The 20,498-nt window shown below is 38.4% G+C and carries 20 protein-coding genes; 9 read left to right on the forward strand and 11 right to left on the reverse strand.

Features of this window, described 5'->3' with window-relative positions; translation table 11 throughout:
* Positions 1–4: 4 nt before the first annotated feature.
* Positions 5–400, reverse strand: a complete 396-nt coding sequence (locus ACFQZ9_RS00135) for a spore coat protein (RefSeq protein ID WP_498941762.1) — start codon at positions 398–400, stop codon at positions 5–7.
* 18 nt (positions 401–418) lie between these two features.
* Positions 419–709, reverse strand: a complete 291-nt coding sequence (locus tag ACFQZ9_RS00140; RefSeq protein ID WP_498941764.1) for a ferritin-like domain-containing protein — start codon at positions 707–709, stop codon at positions 419–421.
* Between the two features lie 191 nt (positions 710–900).
* Here ACFQZ9_RS00140 and ACFQZ9_RS00145 point away from each other — a divergent pair, with 191 nt between their 5' ends.
* Together ACFQZ9_RS00145 and ACFQZ9_RS00150 are read left to right on the forward strand one after the other, a co-directional pair.
* Positions 901–1,281 (forward strand): hypothetical protein, encoded by a 381-nt coding sequence (locus tag ACFQZ9_RS00145; protein WP_133335597.1) that lies wholly within the window; start codon positions 901–903, stop codon positions 1,279–1,281.
* Positions 1,271–1,765 (forward strand): aminodeoxychorismate lyase, encoded by a 495-nt coding sequence (locus ACFQZ9_RS00150; protein WP_498941766.1) that lies wholly within the window; start codon positions 1,271–1,273, stop codon positions 1,763–1,765. The genes ACFQZ9_RS00145 and ACFQZ9_RS00150 overlap by 11 nt, the downstream gene beginning before the upstream one ends.
* Before the next feature lie 119 nt (positions 1,766–1,884).
* Here the strand turns inward: ACFQZ9_RS00150 and ACFQZ9_RS00155 are convergent, their stop codons facing one another.
* Complete coding sequence (locus ACFQZ9_RS00155; RefSeq protein ID WP_498941768.1) at positions 1,885–2,022, reverse strand: hypothetical protein; 138 nt, start codon at positions 2,020–2,022, stop codon at positions 1,885–1,887.
* 186 nt (positions 2,023–2,208) lie between these two features.
* Here ACFQZ9_RS00155 and ACFQZ9_RS00160 point away from each other — a divergent pair, with 186 nt between their 5' ends.
* The 4 genes from ACFQZ9_RS00160 to xerS all read left to right on the forward strand — a co-directional run bounded on the left by ACFQZ9_RS00160 (position 2,209) and on the right by xerS (position 5,225).
* A complete protein-coding gene (locus ACFQZ9_RS00160; protein WP_498941770.1) occupies positions 2,209–2,850 on the forward strand; it encodes a YvdQ family spore coat protein in 642 nt (213 codons plus the stop codon).
* Positions 2,851–2,950: 100 nt separating this feature from the next.
* Complete coding sequence (locus ACFQZ9_RS00165; protein ID WP_498941772.1) at positions 2,951–3,064, forward strand: DUF3231 family protein; 114 nt, start codon at positions 2,951–2,953, stop codon at positions 3,062–3,064.
* 417 nt (positions 3,065–3,481) lie between these two features.
* Positions 3,482–3,895, forward strand: coding sequence for a GNAT family N-acetyltransferase (locus ACFQZ9_RS00170; RefSeq protein ID WP_498941773.1), 414 nt, complete (start codon positions 3,482–3,484; stop codon positions 3,893–3,895).
* A 250-nt stretch (positions 3,896–4,145) separates the two neighbouring features.
* A complete protein-coding gene (xerS, locus tag ACFQZ9_RS00175; protein WP_498941775.1) occupies positions 4,146–5,225 on the forward strand; it encodes a site-specific integrase in 1,080 nt (359 codons plus the stop codon).
* A gap of 227 nt (positions 5,226–5,452) precedes the next feature.
* Here xerS and ACFQZ9_RS00180 read toward each other — a convergent pair whose 3' ends face one another.
* From ACFQZ9_RS00180 to ACFQZ9_RS00215, 8 genes are all read right to left on the reverse strand, one after another.
* On the reverse strand, positions 5,453–7,327 hold the full coding sequence (locus ACFQZ9_RS00180) for an ABC transporter ATP-binding protein (RefSeq protein ID WP_498941777.1): 1,875 nt from the start codon (positions 7,325–7,327) through the stop codon (positions 5,453–5,455).
* A complete protein-coding gene (locus ACFQZ9_RS00185; protein WP_498941779.1) occupies positions 7,324–9,051 on the reverse strand; it encodes an ABC transporter ATP-binding protein in 1,728 nt (575 codons plus the stop codon). The genes ACFQZ9_RS00180 and ACFQZ9_RS00185 overlap by 4 nt, the downstream gene beginning before the upstream one ends.
* Before the next feature lie 20 nt (positions 9,052–9,071).
* Complete coding sequence (locus tag ACFQZ9_RS00190; protein WP_498941781.1) at positions 9,072–9,524, reverse strand: MarR family winged helix-turn-helix transcriptional regulator; 453 nt, start codon at positions 9,522–9,524, stop codon at positions 9,072–9,074.
* A 230-nt stretch (positions 9,525–9,754) separates the two neighbouring features.
* Entirely contained in the window at positions 9,755–12,193 is a 2,439-nt protein-coding gene (parC, locus tag ACFQZ9_RS00195; RefSeq protein WP_498941782.1) for a DNA gyrase/topoisomerase IV subunit A, read from the reverse strand.
* Positions 12,180–14,168, reverse strand: a complete 1,989-nt coding sequence (parE, locus tag ACFQZ9_RS00200) for a DNA topoisomerase IV subunit B (protein WP_198313192.1) — start codon at positions 14,166–14,168, stop codon at positions 12,180–12,182. Before parE ends, parC begins: the two co-directional genes overlap by 14 nt.
* Before the next feature lie 302 nt (positions 14,169–14,470).
* Entirely contained in the window at positions 14,471–14,884 is a 414-nt protein-coding gene (locus ACFQZ9_RS00205; RefSeq protein ID WP_498941784.1) for a CoA-binding protein, read from the reverse strand.
* A gap of 130 nt (positions 14,885–15,014) precedes the next feature.
* Positions 15,015–15,830 carry a sensor histidine kinase gene (locus ACFQZ9_RS00210; RefSeq protein ID WP_498941786.1) on the reverse strand — a complete coding sequence of 272 codons (816 nt, stop codon included), beginning with the start codon at positions 15,828–15,830 and terminating at the stop codon, positions 15,015–15,017.
* 233 nt (positions 15,831–16,063) lie between these two features.
* Complete coding sequence (locus ACFQZ9_RS00215; protein WP_498941788.1) at positions 16,064–17,803, reverse strand: glycosyl hydrolase family 18 protein; 1,740 nt, start codon at positions 17,801–17,803, stop codon at positions 16,064–16,066.
* 190 nt (positions 17,804–17,993) lie between these two features.
* Here ACFQZ9_RS00215 and plsY point away from each other — a divergent pair, with 190 nt between their 5' ends.
* The 3 genes from plsY to ACFQZ9_RS00230 all read left to right on the forward strand — a co-directional run bounded on the left by plsY (position 17,994) and on the right by ACFQZ9_RS00230 (position 20,476).
* Positions 17,994–18,596 carry a glycerol-3-phosphate 1-O-acyltransferase PlsY gene (gene plsY, locus ACFQZ9_RS00220; RefSeq protein WP_026576404.1) on the forward strand — a complete coding sequence of 201 codons (603 nt, stop codon included), beginning with the start codon at positions 17,994–17,996 and terminating at the stop codon, positions 18,594–18,596.
* A 115-nt stretch (positions 18,597–18,711) separates the two neighbouring features.
* Positions 18,712–18,888: a hypothetical protein gene (locus tag ACFQZ9_RS00225; RefSeq protein WP_198313197.1), complete on the forward strand. Its 177-nt coding sequence runs from the start codon at positions 18,712–18,714 to the stop codon at positions 18,886–18,888.
* A 442-nt stretch (positions 18,889–19,330) separates the two neighbouring features.
* The gene (locus ACFQZ9_RS00230) at positions 19,331–20,476 is read left to right on the forward strand and encodes a CapA family protein (RefSeq protein WP_198313198.1); all 1,146 of its coding nucleotides are present in this window, start codon (positions 19,331–19,333) and stop codon (positions 20,474–20,476) included.
* The last annotated feature ends 22 nt before the right edge of the window (positions 20,477–20,498 follow it).

The raw sequence follows: 20,498 nt of genomic DNA on the forward strand, positions 1-20,498 counted from the left end.
GGTATCAATTTACCGGGCTTATATCATTATAAGGGAACTGTGAGGAATAGTTGTTAAACTGTTGATACGCCTGATCCAGTTTTTGTTGTTCTTCAGCTTCAAGCTTGTACCAGCCGCTTTGAAACATTAAATGATAGAGCTCACGGCAGCTTTGGTGGGTTTCGTTTAGAATTTGAAGTAAGTCGTTATGTAGCTGCTGATGACTTGCTTCCCGAATAGCAATATTTAAACTGTCCGTTATATATTTACAGGTGCTGAGGCCATCATTCAGAAAGTCCCGGTCGTTCATTTCAGGTCCTTTTACTTTGGGCAATTGACCTGTTTGCGGGTTTGCGATTTGATTTGGGTTTTGCGACTGCTGGCTTTGTTGATTTTGCTGAGCTTGTTGATTCTGCATCATACCACATAAACCTCCTTACTAAATTTGTGATTGTTGCATTTGTTGTGTTTGCTGTGGTTTCGGGACACTCGCCATCGCCATATTGTTATTAACCTGAAGGTGAGTAAGCAATCTTTGATAATGATTTTGATGCATTCTCCCCGCTTTATCGAGTGCCTGTTTAAATTGTGGATTGGTTGCTTGTTGGGCGAGATGATGAAATTTCTTAAAAGCCAAAAGTTCCCAAGATAGCACGTCTTTGATATAAAGAAGATCCTTAGTTGTAATTACCCTTGGTGGATAGGGAATGGGGGGTTGATTATTTTGCATGACAAAAACTCCTTTCAACTTTTGTTTCTATCTATAGACTTCACCAATACACTCCGTTTTATGAAATGTGCTTGAAAAGAACTTCTTTTCTACGACTTTTTGCTTAATTTAAGAGAAATTTGTCGAAAAATCCATCGTTTCCATGTATAATTACAACTTGTGACCACCTAAAAAAGGAGGAATGCATTATGATGGAATGGACATTAGCGGGCTTGTTTGGAGTCTCAGTATTGCTTTTAATTATTTCGCTGACAAAAACAGCTCAAGCTACAAAAGCACAGAATAAAGGAATTGATTTAGTTCACGTTGAGGTTATGAAAGAAATCAATGATTTGCAAGAATCAATTCGGAATATTGAGCTTGATATTGAAGTTGTCATGAATGAAGCAGGAGTTGAACTTTCTCCTAAGGAAAAAGTGTTTATGCGTGAAATACTAGACTTATATAAACGCAATTATTCAATTGAAAGCATTGCTGAGAGAAAACAGGTTTCTGCAGAAGAAATTAAAGAACTTCTTGCTCCTTACCTAAGATCTAAGGATGAAAGGAGAAGTATTTCAAATGCGGGTTAATCTATTGACCAGTTTTGCAGCAGGAATTCTTATTTCTACCACGATTAGCGGCGCTGTTTATTTTACAAATAAAACAGAAGCTGCAACTAAACCTGTCAAGGTAACTGAACAAACCAAAACAGTAACCGTTCAGCCAACAGAGGATGAGATGAAAAATAAGCTTGCAGCAGCAGGTTATGTTGTTCAAACAAAAACAGATTATGATAAAAATCTAAATGATGCGAAAGCAGCTGCACAAAAGGCAACTCCGGCAGAAGACAATAAATCGAAAAAAACGGTTTACAGAGTTGTTCTGAATGTGGCAAATGGGATGACAAGTATTGATGTCGGCAGGGCACTTGAAAAAGCAAAAATCATTGATAATGCCTTTCAATTCTCGAAAGATATTGAGAAAAAAGGGATTGAAAACAAACTGCGACCAGGTACATTTGTAGTGGACAGTGACATGTCCCGTGACCAGATTATTTCAACAATATTTAAATAATTATTTTTATAAATGAAAATCCCTACATGACCAGCTTAGGCTAAGTTATGTAGGGATTTTTTGTTCAAGGGCAGAGTAATGTGCGCACCTTTTTTACACAATGTGGGAATAGAACATACTTATGGTGTACTCAAGGCTTTTGTTAAAGCTGGCATTCTTAACATAGACTTTAACCTAGTATCGATTTTTTCCATTAGGAAGGCAGCTTTAATTACCAGTGAAATCAATAATGATAATAAGCCAATAAGTTTATTCAAAATATATCCCTCCACATTGAATATTAGTGTTAAAAATAACACTTGTTTTATTTTCACTTTGAAGAATGAAATTTATTCAATTTCATTCTTTTATTATTTATGGGGACAGCACCTTTTTTATCCATTCCATAAGTGCCTTTAAAAAGGAAAAATATTTGGAGGTAGAGGTTTATAGAAGATAATACAATGATTCGTTTAACCGCTGCTGAAATGTCAAGTTTATGGATTCAATACCTAAATGATACTGTATCGATTTGTGTTAATAGTCATTTTCTTCGGAAAGTGGAGGATGAAGAGGTACGGCCAGTAATTGAATTTGCATTGAACACATCTTTAAGGAATATTTCATTTTTACAAGAACTTTTTAATAAGGAAGACTTTCCGATACCAATTGGATTTACGGAGGAAGATGTGAATTCCGATGCAACCAGGTTATTTTCGGATACGTTTGTATTAATGTATTTAAGGCAAATGTCTATTCTTGCAATGGCTGCCAATGCTTCAGCAATAGGAATAGTAACACGTGAAGATATTGTCGATTTTCATAAAGGTGTCTTAAAAGCATCCATTGATATACAGGACCAAACTCGATTGCTGATGTTAAAACAAGGAACCTATGTACGAACACCATATATTTCGACGCCCGATGTAGTTGATTTTGTTGAGAAGCAGCAGTTCTTGGCGGGTTTTTTTGGTAAAAAAAGATCATTAACTTCAGTAGAAGTTACACATTTATTTATGAATGTTCAAACAAATGCTATCGGAAAAGCATTAATTACTGGATTTGCTCAAATAGCACAACATGAAGAAATAAAGCAATTTTTTTAAGAGGAAAACAAATAGCACAAAAACATTTGGATATTTTTAGTAATATTTTGAAGAAGGAAGACTTACCAGCACCAATGAGTTGGGATTGAGGTATGCCTCCTTGGTTCCAGAAATATCCCTATATGCGGAAGATGGAGCGAATATCATGATCAATCATGGTTGGATGGAAGAGCCTCCACAAGCCGATGATCGAGAACATTTAATAAATGGGTAAGTTTAAGGAATCCAGATGATGTAAGAGAGAATATTAAATGTTGATTTCCCAACCGAAGAATACATTCAATTTAACGCTTCTGTATAAGCTTGACAAAACGGAACCTATTAGTTTGCGATTGTTCATTAAGAGCAGTCGCTTTTTTTATTAATGGGCAGTATTGTTTGAGAAGGAATTCTCGTACTAAGAAGAGAAGTAAATAATATCGATTTTTTAAGGGGAAAACTTCGAAACTTCTTAGATTTTATATAAGGACATAAATCTGCATTCAAATCTAGTACGCATAAGTTATGCAATTTATAATAAACTGTTTTTAATTTGAAATTATATCGTTTGATTCATCCACTTTAGTATGTTTGGCACGATTATTGCGTATTAAATATTGAAGAATATTTTTATAAATGGAGGATGAATTTTATGACAGTTGAACAATTGAAGAAGATCAAAATCAGAAGGGCTGTAAAACAAGACCTTTCTTCACTATTACCATTAATGGTGAATTATATGATCAATTTTTATGATAGTCCCCGTAATGACGAAAAAATACTTAAACATATTTTAAACGAAATTTACAACGATCCAAAAAAAGGATTGCAATTTGTGGCAGAAAAAGATAACAAGATTATTGGGTTTGCAACTTTATATTTTACTAATAATACTCCTGATGTCAAGAAAATCGCTGTATTGCACGATTTATTTGTAATACCAGAATGTAGAAAAGAGAAAGTTGAACAAACTCTATTTGAAACATGTCTTACATTTATTAGAGAAAATGATTTTTTATATATGGTTTGGGAGACGGCCCAAGGTAATCAAAAATTATATAAATAATATACGGCGCGATTTAATGCTGCTGGATTTTATCGGTTTAGGAATAAACAGTGTTGATAGGTTGAAGTGAAAGATGCGATTGTTCAATAAGAGCAGTCGCATTTTTTCATAAAGTCGTTGAGATAGAGGAGAGTTTAATGAGCAATTAGAGTTAGAATTGTTTTAATGCTTTATCGCGCTAAAAATTACGTAAAATATAAATTTGACGCACTAATGTGTATAAGGTAAAATATAGAAGTGAGGTGTTATTATGGTAAATCCGGCAAAACAACAAAATTTTCAAAAACTACAATCCTTGCTCAATGAGCTCCCTTGGTATGTTGACGAATATATCAATCACAAGCTTAGAAAACTATCGACCGCATCCTTGTTTAATTACTGTCATGATTATAAGATTTTCTTTAATTGGATGATCAGTGAACAGCTTTGGACCGGCAGCATGAAAGAAATCCCGTTAGAGCGGCTCGAACGGCTAACTGTGCTTGAAGTTGAAGGATTTTTAAACTTCCTTCATTATGAGTTAAATAATAAAGAATTGACCGTAAACCGAAAGCTATCAGCGTTAAAATCGCTGTTCAATTACCTTCAAAACATTGCGGAAACACAGGATTTACAAGCCTATATCAATCGAAATGTGATGGCCAAAATTGAATTTAATGAGATTAAAGAAACAATGGAAACGCGGGCAAATAAAATGGAAGGTAAAATTTTGCTTGGTGATGAATATGAGCAGTTTCGGCTGTTTGTTGCTCATGGATTTGGCGAATTAAACAAGGATAATAAGAAAATCTACAACTTTTATAAAATGAATCAACAGCGTGATACAGCGATTATTTCATTAATTCTAGGTTCCGGACTTCGCCTTTCTGAGCTTGTTGGATTGGACCTTGATGATATCGACTTTAGCAAGTATTCTGCCCGGGTGATTCGTAAAGGCAATAAGGAACAATTTGTTTTTTTTAGTCAGGTGGCGATGGCTGATTTGCAGGAGTATCTTACTATAAGGACTGAAAAGTATCAGGTGGATAAAACAAATAAAGCCTTGTTTATTTCTGCCCCAATGGGTCCAAAAGGAAAATCAAGAAGACTTACCGCTAGGTCGGTTGAAAAACTAGTTGAAAAGTATGCTGCAGCATTCGGGAAACCATCATTATCTGTACATAAATTACGTCATTCATTTGCAACCAGATACCATACAGAAATAAATGATGTGCCGAAATTACGCAGACAGTTGGGACATTCATCGATTCAAACGACCATGATCTATACCCATATTCGTAATGAGGATTTAAAAAGTGCTGTTGATAAGATGGATATGCCTAAAGATTAGGTTGTTACTGGTTGGGTAACAGCCTTGTTTTTATTTTTATTAGTTTACATAATATAATTATAGTTAATTAATTATAAAAAATAAACTCTGTCTCAATCCCTAAGTATACTTAAGAAAATGAGACGGAGGAGAAAAATTTCTTTTTTTCGGTTCAAATTCTACTATGAACTATCCACGAATAATTACAAAAAAAGCGCCTAGATCAACTAAGCGCTCTGATTTCATTATCACCCTGCCATCGCATTTCCGCTAGAAAACTGACTATTATAAAGTTCTGCATAAAATCCGCCTTTTTCAAGCAGTTCAGCATGATTTCCTTTTTCAATCACCGTACCCTGATTCATAACCAAAATCAGATCAGCATCACGAATGGTTGAAAGTCGATGGGCAATAATGAAGCTGGTCCTCCCTTTCATTAATCGGTCCATAGCTTTTTGAATTTGTACCTCTGTTCTCGTATCCACAGAACTTGTAGCTTCGTCGAGAATAAGAATGGCTGGATCTGCCAATATCGCACGAGCTATCGTCAATAATTGCTTTTGTCCTTGTGAGATATTAGAGGCTTCCTCATTTAAAATCGTGTCATAGCCCTCTGGTAAGGTGCGGATAAAATGGTCGGCAAAAGCAGCTTCCGATGCCGTAATAATTTCATCCTCCCCTGCTCCCTCTTTTCCATAACCAATGTTATCACGAATTGTGCTATTAAATAGCCAGGTATCCTGTAAAACCATGCCAAACATACTTCTTAAATGCTCCCGCTTTAAGTCGCGAATATCAATCCCGTCGATTAAAATCTGCCCGTTTTGAATTTCGTAGAATCGCATCAATAGATTAATTAATGTCGTTTTACCCGCACCAGTTGGTCCGACAATCGCAACTCTTTGACCGGGTTTTACCTCAATATTCATATCCTCAATTAACGGTTCATTTTCGTTATAGCCGAAGGAAACATGATCAAAGATTACTTCCCCTTTTGGTGATGCAATCATTTTTGCATCAACCGCTTCTGGAACCTCTTCTAATTCATCTAAGATTTCAAATACACGTTCTGCACTGGCAATCGTTGATTGAATCACATTGGCAATCATTGCGGTTTGCGTGATGGGCTGAGAAAATTGTCTTGCATATTGAATAAATGCTTGAATGTCCCCGATTTCAATCGCCCTTTTCGTTACCAATATACCGCCGGCAACAGAAACAAGAACATAGCCAATATTACTAACAAAGGACATCAACGGCATAATCATACCGGAAACGAATTGAGCCTTCCATCCAGTTTGATAAAGTGTTTCATTGATTTCATCAAATTTTTCAATTGATTTTTTCTCTCGACCAAACACTTTTACGACCTTGTGACCTGTATACATTTCTTCCACATGCCCGTTAAGCTCTCCAAGTGCTTTTTGCTGTCCTTTAAAAAACTTTTGTGATTTTTTTGCTATACCTGCAGTAGCCGCAAAGCTTAGCGGTAATGTCACGACGACAATGAGTGTCATTAATGGGCTAATCGTAAGCATCATGACGATGATACCAATAATGGTAACAACGGACGTGATTAGTTGTGTTAAGCTTTGCTGTAAGGTCGTGCTTATGTTATCGACATCATTTACGGCACGGCTTAGAATTTCCCCGTGTGTCCTAGCATCAAAGTATTTTAATGGAAGTCGATTGAGTTTTTCCTCCACCTCTTTACGTAAATGGTATACCGTCTTTTGAGCGACACCTGCCATGATATATTGCTGAATATAGGCGAAAATCGCACTTAAAATATATAATCCGATTAAAAGCAAGATGATATTTCCTATATAGTCAAAATCAATTTTGGCTCCAGGAACCCCTCTAAGCTTCATCATCAATCCTTCAAAAAGCCGTGTGGTCGCTTTTCCCATAATCTTTGGACTGACGATCGAAAATATCGTACTAATGATGGCGGTTATGAGCACAGCTAAAAGTTGGAATTTATGTGGTTTTAAGTAGCTGACTAGTCTTTTTAAGGTTCCTTTAAAATTTTTTGCTTTTTGGACAGGCATCATCCCGCCGCGAAAGCCGAATCCACCACCGCCCGGTCCACCTTGCCTTTGGGAATGAGTCTCTTTGCTCATGCGATTTCCTCCTCAGATAGCTGCGACATTACAATCTCACGATAAACCTCATTTGTTTCCAAAAGTTCGCGGTGTTTTCCAATTCCGGCAATTTCGCCATTATCTAAAACAATGATCTGGTCTGCATCGATTATGGTACTTACTCGTTGTGCAACAATTAATACAGTTGAATCAACTGTTTCATCTTTTAATGCAGCACGAAGCTTCGCATCTGTTTTAAAATCCAAAGCGGAGAAGCTATCATCGAAAATATAGATTTCTGGTTTTCTAACAAGTGCCCTTGCGATGGATAAACGCTGTTTTTGTCCTCCTGAAACGTTTGTTCCCCCCTGGGCAATCACCGAATTGTATCCATCTGGCATGTTTGTAATAAATTCTGTCGCTTGGGCAATTTTTGCTGCGTGCTGTACTTCTTCATCTGTCGCTGTTTCTTTGCCGAAACGAATATTTTCGGTAATACTTCCAGTAAAAAGGACAGCCATTTGCGGTACAAAGCCAATTTTTTCTCTTAACTCTTCTTGTCTCATTTTGCGGACATCAACACCGTCTACAAGGACTCTTCCACTGTCAACATCGTAAAAACGAGGAATCAAGTTAATAAGCGTTGATTTACCCGATCCTGTTCCACCAATTATGGCAGTCACTTCCCCTGGTCTCATTGAAAAAGAGATATCAGAAATCGCTGGCATTTCAGCTCCAGGGTAACTAAAGGAAACATTTTCGAATTCTACAAGTCCTTTTTTACCTTCGGTTGTCGCAGCTTCCGTTGGATCCTTTATATCTGCAATCGTTTCAAGGACTTCATTTATTCTTGCTGCAGAGACAGATGCTCGCGGAACCATGACAAACATCATCGACAGCATGATAAATGAAAACATGATTTGCATAGCATATTGAATAAAAGCCATCATATCCCCGACTTCCATATGACCATTGCTTATCCGAATCCCTCCAAACCATACGATTGCGACGGATGTAAGGTTTAGGACCATCATCATAATGGGCATCATAGCCGCCATGATTTTATTTACTTTAATTGCCGTATTCGTTAAATCAAGGTTTGCCGTATCAAAGCGTTTCTTTTCGTGCTCTACCTTGTTAAAAGAACGAATGACCCGAATTCCAGTTAGATTTTCGCGAAGAACTCGATTCAGTGTATCTAATTTTACCTGCATAGCCTTAAAAAGCGGAATTCCGCTTCTTGCGATGATCACAATAGCAATGATTAAAATAGGTAATGAGACTGCTAGTACTAAGGTTAACTTTGCATCTTTGGATAATGCCATGATTAGTCCGCCAATACACATCATCGGGGCCATAACCATCATTCTAAGCATCATGACTAAAACTTGTTGAACTTGCGTAATATCATTGGTAGTTCTAGTAATCAGTGAGGCGGTACCAATTTTATCAAACTCATGAAGTGAAAAATCTCCTACATGTGCAAATAATTTCCTACGAAGTGACTTTCCAAATCCAGAGGCTACCTTTGCTGAAAAAAAGCTTGCTGTGACGGAGCATACCATTCCACCTGCTGCTACAAGCAGCATAAATCCGCCTATTTTCCAAATATAATGGGTATCCCCGGTGACCACACCTTTATCCACTATATCTGACATCAAGGTTGGCAAATAAAGCTCAGATAATGATTGCAAAAGGACTAATATAAGTACGGCCAACACAGATAGTCCAAATGGTTTTAAAAATTTTCTTAATTTGATCAAGTTTGGTCACTCCATTCCGTTCAACGATTCAAATGATTGTTAAAGTAAGCCATCACTTTGGAGAGTAATTCCGCCAATTGTTCGCTATCATCCTCCCCTAAATGATCAATTAACCCACTAAAAGTTTCAAAGAAGGCTTTTCTTGCCTCGATCACAGCACTTTCACCATTTGATGTAAGGTTAATTTTAACAGCTCGTCTGTCATCTTGATCAATCCTCCGTTCAACCAATCCATCCTTTTCTAGTGTATTAATGATTTGTGTGACTGTCGGCGAGGTAACGTGTAACTTCTGACTGATTTCTGAAACCTTCATATCCGCCCTTTTGTTGTTTCCTTCACGGTAAATGGCCGCTAAGACCTTGAATTCACTTGGGTTGTAACCAGCAATTTTCCGCTCGTGCCAACCGGTCCTTCTGAATTGCATAAACGCTTTTAAAAGCTTTTGTGCAGTGGCACTTTCAATATCTGCCATTTCTTTCACCTCATTTTTATTAAGGATACAAATAGTTAGGTTACTTATCTATTAGTAAGCCTAAGTATATTCTTTGGTCATTTATACGTCAAATTAGAGTTTAATTAGAATGCAATGAAGTGTTATGACTTTTTGTTTTATGAATCGAAATATTTCAAAAGTAATCTTCACTTTCCAGAAAAAAATAAAAGAGACGGCCTCCATTTTCAGCCGTCTCTTTAATATAATAATTATTCCCCAGTGTTTTCAGGTGCAACTACTTTCCAAATCGAGTTGACCTTACCATTTTCGCCTTCATCAAGGATAAACGACCCATTTGAATACCGGTCACTTGAACGAATATCTTCTGCGGTAATACTTTCTGTGTGTCCTTTTTCTGTTTGAACAAAAATCTTGTCGTGTTCGTTCGTCATCACAAAGCCAATGACTCGATGTGGATTTGTTTTTAGCTCCCTAAGGATGACAAGTCCTCGCTTCGCCCTTGTTGCTTTATCAAATTCCTTCAATTTCATCTTCTTAACAGACCCACGCTGTGTCGTAATGACGATAGACTTATTGCTATTAGGAGTGAGGACCTTTCCGCCAACAACGTAGTCGTCGTCTTTTAGGTTAATCCCTTTTACACCCGCTGCGCGTGCCCCGACAATACTAATTTCTTCTTCTGCAAACCATAAAGCATACCCCAGGTGGGTGATTAAGAAAACATCCAGCGAACCATCTGTTAAATGGACATCAATCACTTGATCGTCTTCTTTTAGATTGATGCCGACAAGCGGCTTGGAATAACGCTGTGCTTTGTACGCTTTCAGTTCTGTTTTCTTCACCATTCCATTTTTAGTGATAAAGACTAAATAGGCATCGGCTTCAAAATCTTTTACAGGTATTGCTCGAATGATTTCTTCATCACGTTCAATTGGAATAATATTGGCGACATGCTGTCCAAGGTCCTTCCAGCGGATATCCGGAAGTTCATGAACAGGGCAGAATAGATAATTTCCCTTATTGGTGAAGAGAAGTAAAACATCTTTTGTGTTCATATCGAGCTGTGCTAATAAGCGGTCGGTATCCTTCATGGCCAAATCCTGCCCGTTTGATGCAGCATAAGAACGCTGGCTTGTCCGTTTCACATAGCCTTGTTTCGTAACGGTGACAATAACATCTTCGCTAGGAACCATAACTTCCAGATTAATTTTCAATTCTTCGATTTCCGCTTCAATTTTTGAACGGCGCTCATCAGCAAAGCGTTTTTTCACGTCTTTTAATTCCTTTTTAATCACGGAAAGGAGTTTTTTCTCGCTCGCCAAAATCGCTGTCCACTCCTCAATTTTCTTGGCTAGCTCTTCTGCTTCGCTTTGGAGTGCTGTAATATCTGTGTTTGTTAAACGATAGAGTTGTAAAGAAACAATGGCTTCTGATTGCGGTTCGGTAAAGGCAAATTTTGCGATTAAGTTATCCTTCGCATCCCGCTTATCCTTTGATGCACGGATGGTCGCAATCACTTCATCGAGAATCGATAAAGCCTTCATTAAGCCTTCAACAATGTGCTGACGCTCCTTCGCTTTATTGAGCTCGAACTCAGTCCGTCTTGTTACCACTTCTTTTTGGTGTTCAATATAAGCATCCAGTAGTTCACGAAGGCCCATTTGTTTTGGCCGCTTATTATAAATTGCAACCATGTTAAAGTTATAGGTAACTTGCAGATCACTATTTTTATATAAGTAGTTTAATACGCCCTCTGCGTCAGCATCCTTTTTTAATTCAATGACAATTCTTAGCCCGGTTCGGTCCGTTTCATCCCGGACTTCGGAAATTCCTTCTACTTTTCGATCCAATCGGAACTCATCAATTTTTTTCACGAGATTTGCTTTATTCACTTCATACGGAATTTCCGTAATAACAATTTGCTGCTTGCCGCCGCGGATTTCCTCAATTTCGGCTTTACTGCGGACAATGATTTTCCCTTTACCAGTTTCATAGGCTTTTTTAATACCGTCAATCCCTTGAATAATCCCGCCGGTTGGAAAATCTGGACCCTTGATAACGGTCATCAAATCCTCAACCGTTACGTCCGGCTGATCCATTTTCATAATAACACCATCAATGACTTCTCCAAGATGGTGTGGCGGTATTTCCGTTGCATACCCTGCAGAAATACCGGTAGACCCGTTTACCAAAAGGTTTGGAAACATTGCAGGCAATACGGTTGGTTCTTTTGAGGTATCATCAAAGTTTGGAATAAACTCAACGGTGTGTTTTTCAATATCCCGCAAGAGTTCCGCCGCAATGGCTGACAATCTTGCTTCGGTATAACGCATCGCTGCAGGAGGGTCACCGTCGACGCTACCGTTATTTCCATGCATTTCGACTAGGACATTGCGAACCTTCCAGTCCTGACTCATTCGTACCATTGCTTCATAAACAGAAGAATCACCATGAGGATGGTAGTTGCCGATGACGTTACCAACTGTTTTCGCTGATTTTCGGAAGCCTTTTTCGTGTGTATTGCCTTCCACATGCATGGCATAAAGAATTCTTCGTTGTACCGGTTTTAAACCATCACGTGCGTCCGGCAGGGCACGCTCTTGAATAATGTACTTACTATATCTGCCAAAACGATCACCAAGTACATCTTCTAAAGGTAAGTCACGAAATTTTTCAATTGAGCTCATCTTCAGATTCCCCCTCAGCGACCATGATGTTTTCATTCTCTAGTATCGTATCTTGTTCATCTAAGGTAAACGCGACATTGCTTTCAATCCATTTCCGGCGCGGTTCTACCTTGTCACCCATAAGTGTGGTTACACGGCGCTCAGCCCTTGCCAGATCGTCGATTTTCACTCGAATTAATGTTCGGGTCTCCGGGTCCATTGTTGTTTCCCAAAGCTGATCTGCATTCATTTCACCAAGACCTTTATAACGCTGGATGATATAGCCGCGGCCCACTTTTTTAATGGCTGTTTGTAGTTCATCCTCGTTCCAGGCGTATTCGATTACTTCTTTTTTTCCAGTCCCTCTGCTCACTTTATATAATGGCGGAAGGGCAATAAACACTTTACCCGCCTCTAGAAGCGGCTTCATGTAACGATAAAAGAAGGTCAGTAAAAGTACCTGAATATGTGCTCCGTCCGTATCGGCATCAGTCATAATGACGATTTTATCGTAGTTAATATCCTCTACGTTAAAATCAGCGCCTACACCGCCGCCAACTGCATGGATAATTGTATTGATTTCCTCATTTTTAAAAATATCGGCTAGTTTTGCCTTCTCGGTATTGATGACTTTACCTCGTAAAGGAAGTACTGCTTGGAAACGGCGGTCACGTCCTTGTTTGGCGGAACCGCCAGCAGAGTCACCCTCGACCAAATAAAGCTCATTTCTTTGGGGATTCCGTGATTGTGCTGGAGTCAGTTTACCGGAAAGCACGGCTTCTGAGCGCTTGCGTTTTTTCCCGCTTCTCGCATCTTCCCGGGCTTTTCTTGCTGCTTCCCGGGCCTGGTAGGCTTTAATTGATTTCTTAATAAGTAATGAGCTAATATCAGGATTTTCTTCGAGAAAATAAGAAAGATGTTCTGATACAACACCATCAACAGCGGACCTTGCTTCACTCGTCCCCAATTTTCCTTTTGTTTGTCCTTCAAACTGCAAAAGTTCCTCTGGAATGCGGACCGAGATAATGGCGGAAAGACCCTCACGAATATCAGCACCATCGAGATTTTTGTCTTTTTCCTTCAAAAGTGCAACCTTGCGGGCATAGTCATTGAACACCCGGGTCATAGCCGTCTTTGACCCTGCTTCATGGGTGCCGCCATCTTTTGTTCGAACGTTATTGACAAACGAAAGGACGTTTTCGGAATAACCATCGTTAAATTGAAAGGCAAATTCGACTTCTATTCCATTTTGGGCACCTTCAAAGCTGACGACAGGATGCAGAACATCCTTTTCCTCGTTTAAATATTCAACAAACGCTTCAATTCCATTTTCGTAATGAAATATTTCGTGGACATCATTGCGTTCATCATGAATTTCTATTTTTAAACCTTTTAAAAGAAAGGCTGATTCTCTTAACCTCTCACATAATATTTCAAAATTATAAGTAGTAGTCGAAAAGATGGTTGGATCCGGCTTAAAATGAATGGTCGTACCCGTCTGATTGGTTTTGCCGATTTTTTCAAGCGTGGTAACCGGCTTTCCCCCATGTTCAAAACGCTGTTCATAAACAAAACCGTCACGTTTGATCGTTACGGTTAACCATTCTGACAAAGCGTTTACGACGGAAGCGCCTACTCCGTGCAGCCCTCCGCTCGTTTTATAACCGCCTTGACCGAATTTTCCTCCGGCATGTAGGACCGTTAAGATCACCTCAGGTGTTGGCTTCCCCATTTTATGCATTCCTGTTGGCATGCCGCGTCCTTTATCTACAACACTGATGGAATTGTCTTTGTGTATTTTAACGATGATTTGATCACCGAAGCCGCCAAGCGCTTCATCGACGGAATTATCGACAATCTCATAAACGAGATGGTGCAGACCCCTGGAATCCGTACTCCCGATATACATCCCGGGACGTTTCCTGACGGCCTCCAAACCTTCTAGCACTTGTATGGCATCATCATTATAATCAAAAGCTTGCTGAGTTCTTGCCACTAAAATACCCCTTTCATCCCTTACAAAAGAAAACATAATTCTGTTTGCATATCTAATTAGTAAATGAATCATTCGTTTAAAAGAATTAAAAATCCTTTAAAAATTTTAAAATAGAACGAATGTTTGCCGACTTTATTTTATCACATTTCTTGCGGCGTCTATGCTTAATTGTAGCGATTTATTTCGATTTGGCAAATACGTTCTCTAAAAGAACATCATTTTATCATCCATATTTGACAATTTCCTTGGAAAATAAAAACAAAAAAACTGCTGTTTTTTAGCAGTTTTTAAAGTCACCTTTATTATTTGGTTAACGCATGCTCCACCTTAATACAGCGGTCCATAATGACGGTATAACCCTTATCCTTTAAAAATTGATATGCTTCTTCATTCATGCATCCCTGCTGTGACCAAAAGATATCGCTGTCAATCTCGTCAAATTCCTTCGCAACCTCCAATAATTGCTCAGAACGACGGAAGACATTGACAATATCAACATGACCTTCGATATCCTTTAACGAAGCTACCGCTTTTATACCAAGCGCTTCATCAATTGTTGGATTGACAGGAATGATCTCATACCCCGCCTTTTGCATGGCTTCGGATACCATGTAAGAAGTGCGATCTGGATTATTACTTAATCCAACCACTGCAATTCTTTTTGCTTTTTTTAATATCGCGCCTAATTCTGCCCGACTTGGATTTTCAATTGCCATTCATGCCACTTCCTTCATCCTTTTCCTCTATTTTACCTCTTTCTCAAGCGAAATCCAAAAAACAATACTTATTTTTTGTGTGTGTCTTGCATTTTGTAAGTTTTTCATAATGAGAATCACTTGAATCTATTTAGGAAGTGATTTTTGGAATGGAAAGGCGATAGCGGGTTCCTTCACCGAAAGTTTCAGCAGTTATCGAGCCATTCATGTTTTCAAGAATGACCTTGGTAATGTATAAGCCGAGTTTCGAATCCTCGGACCAACTGCAATTGCTTGCATCAAACATTTTTAATAGGAGTTCTGGTTCTACTCCACCGGCATTATCCATGATTTCCGCGACAAGATGGTCGGAAGTTTCATTGATCGTGATAAATAATTTTCGATCTTTTATTTCTTTTTTTACAAATGTATCTCTTATATTAGTTAAGAGATTGAGGACCACCTGGCTAAATTCGTTAGAATATCCATAGGCCTTTTGCTGCTCCCGATACTCAAAGTAAACACGAATCTTGTGTTTTTTAAGAAAAAAGGAGAATATGGACAATGCGGCCTCAATCGATTCTGCTAGTGAAAACGCACATTTTTCTTTACTTGGACGATAAAATTTACGAAAATCTTGAATCGTGCCGGCCAAAAAATCAATTAATATCATACTCTCATTTGTAAATTGGTCCATGTATTGGTCGTTCATTTCCTCAAATCTTTGTGCATCTCTTATGTCTTGGATTAAAAGTGACAAGTGTTTAAGGGGCTGGCGCCATTGATGCCCTATGCTTGCGATGATTTCGCCCATCGCTGCTAGTTTTGCCTGTTGAATCAGCATTTGGTCCTTTTGTCTGTTTTTTGTAATCTCATCTTGAATACGGTTTTCTAACATTTGAATCATTGCCTCATACTTTTCAGTTAGTTCCTGATAGGCATCATCACGATTCTCTTGCTTGTTCATAAACTACCACCGCTTTCATTGGTTGTTGATTATATGCAACAAACCGACCATTCCTTATGTCGAATTGGCCGGCTCTTATCTTTGTTTTTCCTTTTAATGGTTACTTAAATTATATTTGGGGATGTTGTTGCAAGCAATAAAGAATCAAATCTTTTGAAAAATCTCCATATTTTCGTAATGAATTTGCCTTTATTTGTTCTTTTTTAATAAAAAAATAACCAGCGGTTTGCCGGTTATTTTTTGGTGATGGATTTGTTTGTGTTCATGTTTAAGGCAACCCAAGCATTGTGATCAGCAAAGAATCTTGACCAGCTGGCAACTCCTGCTAGGTCATATTTGGCTGCTAGTTCTGCTCGTTTTTTTAAAGAAAGTTCATCCTCAATCCAAATTTTATACCTGGTTTTCTCTTTCGCATCATAGTATTCCGCATAGTTTTGACCGCTTTCCTCATCATATGTTGGCTTCAATTTCTTTTCCTTCATCCATGACTTTACACGATCCATTGTTAGTGTTTTTGCAGAAATCTTCTCTGTTCCATCGTTTTCCGTTTCAATCATCCATAGCCTGGCATATAAAGGCACACCGAGAATCAACCGTTCATTCGGAACCTCAGTTAGCAATGTCCGTAAATTCTTTTCAACCCACGGCAGACTGGCTACACTGCCCGCCCCAGAAGCTGCTCCCCAATGTTCATCATATGCCATGACAATCAAATAATCCGCTAATTTGGAAAGTTCTTTTCGTTCATAAAAGGAGGACCAGTTGTTATTATCCCCTGCTGAAAAGGTGATATCCATAGAAACGATCAGGCCTGCTTCGTGCATATAGGGGGCGGCTTCCCGCATCAATTGCGTGACCAATGGTCCATCTTCGCTGTTAACATTTTCAATATCAAAATTAATTCCCTGCAGCTTGTACATTTTACTGAATAGCAACAACTGGCGGATCATTTTTTGACGAGTTTCATAGTCTTTTAGTGCATCATGGGTTAGTTCCGGATCAAAGCCATTAGAAAACAATCCCCAAACCTGATAACCTCTTGATTTTGCCCATTTACTATAGGCAAGGGACGCAAGGTTTTTAATCGACCCATCCTTCTCCTCAAGTGAAAACCATGTTGGTGAAACGACATTCACCCCTGCCATATTGGGAATATGCGAAGGGTTAGGATTTTTTGTATAGACTGCTTCCCAGGTTAATTGGACCGGTCCGTTTATTTTCTTAGGATGTACCTGTTTACTTTCCCGGTTAATTCTAATAGTTACCGTTTCCTGTTTATGGACAAATTCTTTTTTGATATAGCCACTAATACCGGATTGGTTGCGAACGAGATAATAACCTTCTTTCTCTCCCTCTATCCAAACAGGTTCCTGCTTTTTCATTTGTACAGTATAGGGTGCCCTTAGTGTCGGCTTTGTCCTAAGTCTTAGTTTTTCCTCGTTTATATCGTCGGATGTGAGTTGCCCTTTTACCAGTTTCTCACCATTCCTTTGAATCCAGATGGCGCCACTATCCTGCAGTTTTCGATATTGAATCGGATACAAAGATAGGATAGGATCAAGAGCGACGAAAATTTCTCCATCATCTGTTTTAATCGGTGATATCTGCAGCTTAACCGGTTTCTGATTCACGAAATAGGTTAAGGAATCCGTAGGCATTTGAATGACTTTATCTGCCGTTGTGATAATGATCGAATGCGACTTTTCATCGTAGACAATGCTTTTATCGATATTTTCTTGTAAGAAGGAAAGTGGGATATAAACAGTGCTTCCCTCATGTAAGGCATTTCCCTTCTGCTGTTTATTAAATAGAATCGGGTATGTACCATGAAAATAGGCTGTTTTTTCTTTCGATGCGAAAGGATAAAGGATTAAGAGAATCGAAGAAATAATCAGCAAAATGGCGATAAACAATCCACCGATCATCCATTTCGGTGATAATTTTTGATTCTTACAGTATTCAACGCGTGCCATGTTTCTTTTTCCCCCTTATGACTATCGTAAAGTATCGAATTGGAATTGAGAAGGTGCTTTTTCCTTTTTCTGATAGAACTTTATCAGGAAATCTACATTTTCGCTCATAAAATAAAGGAAGGATGGCGTTTTCGTAAATCCATGATAAAATAAATACACTGGATCTATTTGTAGAAGGAGATAAAAGTAAATGGTTCAAATTATTTTGTGCATGATCCTTGCTTATTTGCTGGGCTCGATTCCGTCCGGGTTAATCATCGGAAAAGTATTTTATAAGACAGATATTCGTGAGCACGGCAGCGGTAATTTAGGTGGAACGAATACCTTTCGAACACTGGGTGTAAAAGCTGGATTGGCTGTGACACTTGCAGATATATTAAAAGGGACTCTAGCGGCCTATCTGCCACATATTTTTCATTTGGATTTAAATGAATTAATCTTTGGGATTTTTGCGATTATCGGACATACCTATCCTATTTTTGCGGGTTTTCGCGGCGGAAAAGCAGTGGCCACATCAGGCGGTGTTCTGCTGTGCTACGCTCCATTTCTATTCTTAACTGTCTTGGTCGTATTTTTTATTAGTTTGTTTATCACAAAATATGTTTCTCTTTCATCGATGATTGCTGGTGTGTTTGCCGTGATTTATGCAATTTTCCTTATGGATAGGGATATCCCTTTAATCATTGTCGTCTTTTTTATGGCCTCCTTCGTGGTTTATCGGCATCGGGCAAATATTAAACGGATTATCAATAAAACAGAGCCGAAAGTGAAGTGGCTGTCTCGTAATCATTAAACAAGAGCACAAAGCTCTTGTTTTTTTCATAAAATCTTCAAATTAGCTTCCATAAAAATGATAGGAACTACGATAAAATAGATGTAGAGGCTACCATATTATGGAGGGGATTTTTATGGAGAGTGTGAAAGAACTAATTACTTTTTCAACAACGATTTCTGAAAATGCAGACCCAAGCGAGTTTTTAATTCAATTTTCCTCCTGTGAATCTTGTAATGAGCACGAAAAGCCGATTAAGGTGACAAAAAACTTTGATGAATTAATTGATTTTCTTGAAGAACTGGAAGAATGAAAAAAGTGGAGCGTTTATGCTCCACTTTAAATTTTTAATAATTGGAACCGGCCTTTTCCAAGTACATCTTTGACATAATCAAGCTTTGTATGATCAAAGTAGACATAATCTTTTTCATGAATAAGGATTTTTAAGTCATCAAATGTAAACAATTGGTCACCTTGTATTTTCCGCTCTTCCAGAGACAGATTAAGCTTTGGGCCCCCTCAGCCAATTCCCATCGTTAAGCGAACGAATAGCTTCTCATCAGGCGTCTGTTTTTCTGACTCTACAATCTCCAGTAAAACTTGCCCGGCACTGCCAGTGATTTTAAACATCGTCACAACTCCTAAGTTTTTATTTAATAATTCGACAAAAACCCGTAAAATAATACATATATATTATCGCATTCAGTATACTTTTTAAAACGAATATGCTTAATTTTGCATAGTTAGGAGCAAGTATGAAAAAGAAAACACCTGTTTTATCAGTTTTTATTATTTTGTTCTGCATAATCATTGCCGCCGTTCTTGTGATTCAGCAACGCCAAAATCAAAAAGCTGATGTGAAGGTTCATCTAACAAACCTTAATTCCCTCCGATCTCAGCCTGTGTTGGGGCGTAGTGTAAGTCAGAAAATAACCATCGGGGCAATTGGCGATATACTGATGCACGATCGAGTTTATCAGTATGCGTACAATGGGCACCGATACAATTTTGACCCGCTATTTACAGATGTAAAAAGTTTACTTAAAAAACCTGATATTTTAACAGCCAATCAAGAAAGTACATTGGGAGGGCTAGAACTTGGACTCTCAAGTTACCCAACATTTAATAGTCCACATGAGGTTGCCGATGCGTTAGTACATACTGGTGTTGATATTGTTTCCACTGCGAATAACCATTCCTTAGACAAGGGTGAAAAAGGAATAGACTCGGAAGCGAAATATTTAAACAGTATTGGTCTGCCGCATGTAGGAAGCTTTATTGACGAAGAGGACCGCAAAAAATTAAGAATTCTGGATAAAGATGGAATCAAAATTGCCTTTCTTGCTTATACGTACGGGACCAACGGGATTCCTGTTCCGGATGATCGGGATTTTCTCGTGAATCTTATTAATCGCGATCACATGAAAGATGAAATTCATCGGGCGAAAAATGTAGCCGATGTTGTTGTCATGAGCATTCATTGGGGAAATGAATATCAACGCTTTCCTACAGACGAGCAAAAGAATTTGGCTCAATTTCTAGCAGACGAAGGCGCAGACATTATTTTCGGATCCCATCCACATGTCTTGCAGCCTATGGATTGGATTAAAACAAAGGACGGGCGGAAGGCATTTGTCGTTTATTCATTAGGTAATTTTATTTCTGGCCAATCCAAGGATTACAAAGACATCGGTGGTCTAGCGACCATTGAAATTTCAAAGCAAGTTTCGGAAAAAGGATCTTCCATCACTTTATCGAATCCGCGCTTTTATCCGACCTTTGTATCAAAAAAGAAACATTATAAGGTTTATCCAATGGAAAAAGCCGGCCCATACGGACTTTCAAATCCTGAAGCAAAGTATAAAGAAATTGAAAATCATATGTTTCAATGGCTCCGTTAATTAGGGGCTTTTTCTTTTTCAA

It is taken from the genome of Neobacillus sp. GCM10027624 (assembly GCF_042675345.1).
Classification (GTDB): Bacteria; Bacillota; Bacilli; order Bacillales; family Cytobacillaceae; genus Neobacillus; species Neobacillus cucumis_D.